The sequence below is a fragment of the Finegoldia sp. genome (assembly GCF_046991905.1).
Taxonomy (GTDB): Bacteria; Bacillota; Clostridia; order Tissierellales; family Peptoniphilaceae; genus Finegoldia.
On record NZ_JBKWZF010000073.1, the window covers coordinates 1 to 6,500 of the forward strand.

A 6,500-nucleotide genomic window follows, 5' to 3' on the forward strand; every position below is an offset into this window, starting at 1 on the left:
GAATTAAAGAGTGACTTGGTGTTGGATCTCCCTGATGGAGAAATCACCGCAGCAAATGCCGCTTCTCTCACCGGAAAGCTATCTCAGCTTGCTAACGGTGCCATTTATTCCGATACCGGTGAAATCATCGAGTTTCATGACAGAAAGCTGGATGCTCTGGAGGATATCATCGAATCCGCAAATGGCAAACCCGTCCTTGTAGCCTACTGGTTCAAACATGACCTCTCACGAATCAAAAAGCGCTTTGATGTGAGAGAGATAAAATCCAGCAATGACATCACCGACTGGAATGCTGGAAAAATCCCGGTTGCAGTCATTCATCCTGCATCTGCCGGTCATGGACTCAATCTACAGGCTGGTGGCTCCACCCTTATCTGGTTTGGGCTGACATGGTCACTGGAATTATATCAGCAGACCAACGCCCGACTGTGGAGACAGGGTCAAACCTCCGGAACCGTGGTGATAGAGCATATCATCACTAAAGGAACCATTGATGAGCGTATTTTGAAGGCTCTCTCCAAGAAGGAGCTGACACAGAATGCCCTTATCGATGCGGTAAAAGCAAATCTATGACAATCTTTGACAAAACACGATAATCCGTGCAAATCCGAGGGAAATAAAACAATCCGGAGGTAAAGCATGAACGCAAAAGAATATTTATTACAGGCTCGCTATCTTGATGAACGCATTACATCAAAAACTCAACAGATTGCATCCTTAAATGATCTCGCTACCAAATGTACTTCTACCATTTCAGATATGCCGAGAAACCCAAACCACGGTGGTTCCAGAATGGAAGATGCCATTTTGAAAATCATTGATTTGGAAGATGGCCTGAAGAAAGACATCGAAAAGCTGGTGGATTTAAAGAAAGAAATCATGGGTGTTATCCATGCTGTTCCCAACGTAGAATACCAAATGCTACTGGAAAAACGCTATCTCTGCTTCATCACTTGGGAACAGATAGCAGTGGATCTGAATTATTCTATACAACACATACATCGTATGCATAGCGCAGCATTAAAAGAAATCATAGTTCCACAGACAGATGAGAGTTAATGTGATAGAATGAGAGCCCTTTCTTATGATAATATTACAATAGCCGAAAATGATAATCGCAGAGAGCCTTGTTGGAGTCAATCCTACAGGGCTTTTCTTATGCCCAAGCGGAAGGAGGAATACGATGCCAAGAAAGCCAAAACGTCCCTGCTCCTATCCCGGATGCCCTAATCTGACAGACGGACGCTTCTGTCCAGAGCATGAAAAGATGGAAGCCAAACGATACGAGAGGTACGACCGAGATCCAAATACCAAGCGTCGCTACGGACGTGCATGGAAACGTATCCGTGACAGCTATGCTGCTGCCCATCCCCTTTGTGAGAGGTGCCTTGAGAATGGTGTCTACACACCAACCGAGCAAATACACCATGTAAAACCTCTTTCACAAGGTGGAACGCATGATAGAGAAAACTTGATGGCTCTTTGCAAATCCTGCCATGCCAAGATTCATGCGGAACATGGCGACCGTTGGCACAACCAGTAGGGGCGGTCTACTTCTCTACGGTGAAGTCACCGGGGAACGGGCGTGGGGTCTCACGCACAAAGTCGCAATTTCAAACGGGGTATATAGGCCCCTGAACTGGAGGTGTAAAAATGGCTAAGGACGGTACAAACCGTGGCGGCGCTCGTATCGGCGCTGGAGCCAAGAAAAAGCCCTTAGCTGACAGAATTGCTGAGGGAAATCCGGGTAAACGTGAATTGACTGTCATCGATTTTACAGACAGCACTGTCGATTTAGAAGGTCAGCCAATGCCCAAACCATCCAAGATGTTATCTGCAAAGCAAAAGAACGGTAAAAAGCTAGTTGCTGCAGAAGTTTATAAGAAAACATGGAATTGGCTGCACGAACGTGGCTGCGCTGCTCTTGTCTCTCCGGAGCTTCTGGAACGCTACGCCATGAGTGTTGCTCGTTGGATTCAATGCGAGGAAGCAATAACTGAGTTTGGCTTTCTTGCAAAGCATCCGACCACCGGCAATGCGATTCAATCTCCTTATGTGGCCATGAGCCAGAACTTCATGAGTCAGACCAATCGTCTCTGGATGGAGATCTATCAAATCGTAAAAGAAAATTGTGCCACTGAATACAACGGAGCCACACCACAGGATGATGTGATGGAAAGACTCCTGCTGGCACGGAAAGGAAATTGATATGGATTTATCTGAATTTATGAGCTTGCTAAAGAAGTGTCGCAGGCATTTAACCTTCCAGCAGTTTAGCACACTCAAAGGGCAGGCTAAAGCTGGTGACATAGATGCCGCTTTCAAGGGATTAAAAAAATTATTACACAGGAGGGCTGCATCATGCTAATTGAAAAGAAAAATGTCGCAGATCTTCTTCCTGCTGATTACAATCCTCGAAAAGATTTAAAACCCGGTGATAAAGAATATGAAAAATTGAAACGCTCTATTGAGCAGTTCGGCTATGTAGAACCTGTCATCTGGAATGCTACCACCTCTCGTGTCGTTGGCGGCCACCAGAGACTAAAGGTCCTCATTGATATGGGCATCACGGAAGTAGAATGCGTCATTGTTGAAATGGATGAGGATAAAGAGAAAGCACTGAATGTTGCTCTTAACAAAATCAGTGGTGAATGAGATAACGACAAGTTGGCCCTTCTTATCTCTGACCTGCAAGGCGCTGACTTTGACGTCTCCCTCACCGGATTTGAGCCAGAAGAACTTGAAGATCTGTTTCGTGAAGATACGAAAAAAGGTGTACAGGATGACAATTTTGATGTGGATGCTGAGCTTGTAAAACCGACTTTCTCCAAGACCGGTGACCTGTGGCTCCTTGGTGATCATCGTCTTGTCTGTGGTGACTCCACGAAGCCTGAAACCTACGAACTTCTGATGAACGGAAAGAAGGCAAATCTGGTTGTGACTGATCCTCCGTACAATGTCAATTATGAAGGTAGCGCCGGAAAGATTAAGAACGACAATATGGGAAACGATGCCTTCTATCAATTCCTACTTGATGCCTATACTCGCATGTATGAATCGATGGCAGATGATGCTTCTATCTATGTTTTCCACGCAGACACCGAAGGACTCAACTTCCGTAGAGGCTTTGCCGATGCTGGTTTTTATCTCTCTGGCTGCTGTATCTGGAAAAAGCAATCCCTTGTCCTCGGACGCAGCCCTTACCAGTGGATGCATGAGCCTTGCCTCTTCGGTTGGAAGAAATCCGGTAAACATCAATGGTATACCGGACGAAAAGAAACGACCATCTGGGAATTTGATAAGCCTAAAAAGAATGGTGATCATCCTACAATGAAGCCTATTCCTCTTCTGGCCTATCCGATTATGAATTCCAGCATGGCTAATTCTCTGGTCCTCGATCCGTTTGGTGGCTCCGGCAGCACGCTCATCGCATGCGAACAGACTGGTCGTATCTGCTGCACTATTGAACTGGATGAAAAGTTCTGCGATGTTATCGTCAAACGCTATATCGAGCAAGTTGGTTCCTCTGAGAAGGTTTCCGTCATCCGTGATGGTTTAACCTATTCCTACGATGAAATTGCTCCGGATGCTGAGGATGCCACTCTTTTGTAAGTAGGTAATGTACACAATCCATAAGGCACATATTTGTTGATGTTTTTCTCCGATATTGCTTGCTATTATGTGCCTTTAGAGTGATATATGTACTACCAAAACAAAGGAGGACACCCACATGAAGATCATTTTAAACGAAACCGAAAGAAAGCCGCTGGCAGCCCTGCTTGGCGAGTACACAAACACAAAACCGCAATACCTGAGAGCTCCTTCCTACGCCTATCAGATTGGAGACCTTCTCCTGACACGCGAAGGAAACATTGAGGGTCCGGACACTGTGAGCCAAGCTGAATACGACGAACTGCTTGCTCTCTTGGACGCAAACGGCTACTGCCGGAAAGAAACAGATTTTCATCCGGCTCAGGGACCAGAAGTTGAAGCAACTTCTACAGACGAAACAGGACTTACCATTACCATTCCACTTGAGGATGTTAATCACCAACCTTCTGGATGCCAAAGGATTCCTCATCAAGCATGCCCTGCACATTGATGACCTTCGCTTTGAACTGAGTGAAGACAATATTTCCTTCCCTTGGTTCTCAGAACTTCCTGCACCGGATGAAATCCACGCCTACAGCACACTGATTGCAGCCCTTTGTAAAATGAGCAAGGATCAGAAACGAATCAGCGCTACAGAAAAACCGGTAGACAACGAGCGCTACGCTTTCCGCTGTTTCCTTCTTCGCCTCGGCTTCATCGGGGACGAGTACAAAACGGACCGCAAAATCCTGATGAGATATCTTCCGGGTAACAGCGCATTCAAAGGAGGTGAAGGTCATGCAATTTCCAAGTAAGGAACAGGTGGCCCGCCAGCGCCTCCTTTATCCAGCTGGCACTCGTATAGAGCTAGTCCAGATGAACGACGCACAGGCCCCTCCAGTGGGCACACGTGGCACCGTCATCGGTGTCGACGATACCGGAAGCATCATGGTGGATTGGGACAACGGATCTGGACTCAACATAATCTACGGTGTAGATCGCTGTAAGGAGGTCTCAAATGAATAATCGATACTTCGTAATATTTAAATGTCGTGAAAAAATGAGGATCAAAACATACGAATTCAAAACACGTAGCGATGCATTAAATTATTTTCGTTTGTTTTATGAACCAGATTCAGAAGCTCTCTACTATTCCATTAGTGTATCTGAATTTGACGCACATCAAAAGGTAGAACATCTACTTGCTCTGCTAACTTTTGTAGAAAAAAGTATTAATGGTGACACCGTTAGAAAAGACTGGAGAAATTGGAATATAGGAAGAGTAACTATTTATGAAACACATGAATTTGATGGGGACAGCATCACACAAGGGATCATCACTGAAATTTATTCCGATCATGCAATATTAACTGCTGATGATATGTATCTCTGGATTGATGATGACACACAATTTATGTTTCGATAATTTAACTGAGAAAGGAAACACTATATATGACGAGCTTTGATAAATTGGCTGATTATGATATTAGTCGCATAAAACTTTTAACTGATTTCTCATACGATGATGCTTTAATCGGAGTCACAGAGGACAGTCGTGCCATCTATGATTACGATAAAATGGTTAAATGGCTCATTGAAGAAGAAGGCTTTGAAGAAACAGATGCTGAGGAATGGATCAATTATAACACGATACGCGCACTTGACTATGCAGGATCTGATTCTCCAATTATTATGCATGCACTTGCATAAATTGCATCAAATCGCTTAAGAAAGGAACCATGTATATGAATTATAAAATACTTGAATCTCATATATCAGAGTCAGAGATAAAATATTATGAAGATATTAATCCTGGATGGACGGTTAAAACAACCAACTGTTTATTAGTCACATTTGAAGACGGTACATCCACGACTTATATTATCTTCGAAGGTCCTTGGACCAAGGCTAATATGTGCAGAAATTGTGGATCATACTATGAAATTTCAATAGGCAATAAGATCCTAAAAATTCCTCACCTTGATGACTAGCACTTCTCCTATATATACAGTTTTCTCTCTGAATATTTGTGTACTATATAGCTCAAATTGACTTGCTATTATATGCTTTTAGCGTGATATATAGTACTACCAAAAGGGAATACACATTTTTAGAAGGAACCTACCATGAAAGAAATCAAAACATTTGAAACAGCCATTAAACAGAATGCCAAGAGCCTTGAGGAACTCGGAATAAACGCAACCTTATTCTGGGCATACAGAACCAGCAAGGAAACCGGAAACGAGCTCATCGACTTCAACGAGGTTATTTGGGATTACGACATTGTAGAAATTGCTCAGGCCTTAAGAGCCAACGGCATCACCGAATTTACCATCAGCTCCACCTTTTCAAGCCTTCTCGAAACCCTTGTAGCTTTCGAGAAACAAGGCATCAGCATGGCTGGCCTTACCACAGTTAAAGCTCGCTACACCGATTGGAAAACCGGCGAGCATGCCTTCATTCCTGCAATCCAAATGACGGTAAAGGAGGCATAAACCATGTGGAAAGAAGGAACAATCGGAATTCCAAAGAAAGACGGCGGATACAAAAGCGTAAAATACTGGGTCAAGCATTTTGATGAGCCAAACGAAGATTACGGTATCAACGGCGGTAAGATTTCAAAATTCAGCTTGAAGATGGATGGTGAGTGGATTGCCAACTACGACAGAGGCTGGGATATCGAGCCCACCTGCGAAGAAGCCAATCTTGCACTTAGCATCCTGCTGAACGAATTAAACTAAACCACCTGAAAATAATATCAGGCAGGACGGTCCCAGATGGGACTGTTCCTCGTTATAGACGTCGCCACCTGGCGGCTATTTTTATTTCTGCGAAAGGAGGCGCATACATTTGCGTAAACTTGAAAACTACACACCGACACGCTTTATGGCTGCGGACTCCACTTACAA

The 6,500-nt window shown here is 44.1% G+C and carries 10 protein-coding genes and 2 pseudogenes; all 12 read left to right on the plus strand.

The window, feature by feature from the left end:
- A pseudogene (locus ACLUJM_RS12265) lies at positions 1 to 573 on the plus strand (ATP-dependent helicase); the annotation flags it as partial.
- Positions 574 to 639: 66 nt separating this feature from the next.
- Positions 640 to 1,059 (plus strand): hypothetical protein, encoded by a 420-nt coding sequence (locus tag ACLUJM_RS12270; RefSeq protein ID WP_008817760.1) that lies wholly within the window; start codon positions 640 to 642, stop codon positions 1,057 to 1,059.
- A gap of 124 nt (positions 1,060 to 1,183) precedes the next feature.
- Positions 1,184 to 1,543 (plus strand): HNH endonuclease, encoded by a 360-nt coding sequence (locus tag ACLUJM_RS12275; RefSeq protein WP_008817761.1) that lies wholly within the window; start codon positions 1,184 to 1,186, stop codon positions 1,541 to 1,543.
- A gap of 110 nt (positions 1,544 to 1,653) precedes the next feature.
- Positions 1,654 to 2,208, plus strand: a complete 555-nt coding sequence (locus ACLUJM_RS12280; RefSeq protein ID WP_008817762.1) for a P27 family phage terminase small subunit — start codon at positions 1,654 to 1,656, stop codon at positions 2,206 to 2,208.
- A gap of 1 nt (position 2,209) precedes the next feature.
- Complete coding sequence (locus ACLUJM_RS12285) at positions 2,210 to 2,368, plus strand: hypothetical protein (RefSeq protein WP_244342902.1); 159 nt, start codon at positions 2,210 to 2,212, stop codon at positions 2,366 to 2,368.
- Positions 2,362 to 3,612: pseudogene (locus ACLUJM_RS12290) on the plus strand (site-specific DNA-methyltransferase). Before ACLUJM_RS12285 ends, ACLUJM_RS12290 begins: the two are co-directional and overlap by 7 nt.
- A gap of 118 nt (positions 3,613 to 3,730) precedes the next feature.
- Entirely contained in the window at positions 3,731 to 4,102 is a 372-nt protein-coding gene (locus ACLUJM_RS12295; protein WP_412412928.1) for a hypothetical protein, read from the plus strand.
- 287 nt (positions 4,103 to 4,389) lie between these two features.
- Positions 4,390 to 4,617 (plus strand): DUF4314 domain-containing protein, encoded by a 228-nt coding sequence (locus tag ACLUJM_RS12300; protein WP_008817766.1) that lies wholly within the window; start codon positions 4,390 to 4,392, stop codon positions 4,615 to 4,617.
- Positions 4,610 to 5,017: a hypothetical protein gene (locus ACLUJM_RS12305; RefSeq protein WP_008817767.1), complete on the plus strand. Its 408-nt coding sequence runs from the start codon at positions 4,610 to 4,612 to the stop codon at positions 5,015 to 5,017. The genes ACLUJM_RS12300 and ACLUJM_RS12305 overlap by 8 nt, the downstream gene beginning before the upstream one ends.
- Before the next feature lie 26 nt (positions 5,018 to 5,043).
- A complete protein-coding gene (locus tag ACLUJM_RS12310) occupies positions 5,044 to 5,301 on the plus strand; it encodes a hypothetical protein (protein ID WP_008817768.1) in 258 nt (85 codons plus the stop codon).
- A 416-nt stretch (positions 5,302 to 5,717) separates the two neighbouring features.
- Positions 5,718 to 6,086 (plus strand): hypothetical protein, encoded by a 369-nt coding sequence (locus ACLUJM_RS12315; RefSeq protein WP_008817770.1) that lies wholly within the window; start codon positions 5,718 to 5,720, stop codon positions 6,084 to 6,086.
- Positions 6,087 to 6,089: 3 nt separating this feature from the next.
- Positions 6,090 to 6,332 carry a hypothetical protein gene (locus ACLUJM_RS12320; RefSeq protein WP_008817771.1) on the plus strand — a complete coding sequence of 81 codons (243 nt, stop codon included), beginning with the start codon at positions 6,090 to 6,092 and terminating at the stop codon, positions 6,330 to 6,332.
- The last annotated feature ends 168 nt before the right edge of the window (positions 6,333 to 6,500 follow it).

Coding starts and splice junctions, on each gene's coding strand:
- ACLUJM_RS12305 (WP_008817767.1), top strand. CDS start 4,610: ATGAATAATCGATACTTCGTAATATTTAAATGTCGTGAAAAAATGAGG.
- ACLUJM_RS12315 (WP_008817770.1), top strand. CDS start 5,718: ATGAAAGAAATCAAAACATTTGAAACAGCCATTAAACAGAATGCCAAG.
- ACLUJM_RS12320 (WP_008817771.1), top strand. CDS start 6,090: ATGTGGAAAGAAGGAACAATCGGAATTCCAAAGAAAGACGGCGGATAC.
- ACLUJM_RS12300 (WP_008817766.1), top strand. CDS start 4,390: ATGCAATTTCCAAGTAAGGAACAGGTGGCCCGCCAGCGCCTCCTTTAT.
- ACLUJM_RS12285 (WP_244342902.1), top strand. CDS start 2,210: ATGGATTTATCTGAATTTATGAGCTTGCTAAAGAAGTGTCGCAGGCAT.
- ACLUJM_RS12270 (WP_008817760.1), top strand. CDS start 640: ATGAACGCAAAAGAATATTTATTACAGGCTCGCTATCTTGATGAACGC.
- ACLUJM_RS12280 (WP_008817762.1), top strand. CDS start 1,654: ATGGCTAAGGACGGTACAAACCGTGGCGGCGCTCGTATCGGCGCTGGA.
- ACLUJM_RS12295 (WP_412412928.1), top strand. CDS start 3,731: ATGAAGATCATTTTAAACGAAACCGAAAGAAAGCCGCTGGCAGCCCTG.
- ACLUJM_RS12310 (WP_008817768.1), top strand. CDS start 5,044: ATGACGAGCTTTGATAAATTGGCTGATTATGATATTAGTCGCATAAAA.
- ACLUJM_RS12275 (WP_008817761.1), top strand. CDS start 1,184: ATGCCAAGAAAGCCAAAACGTCCCTGCTCCTATCCCGGATGCCCTAAT.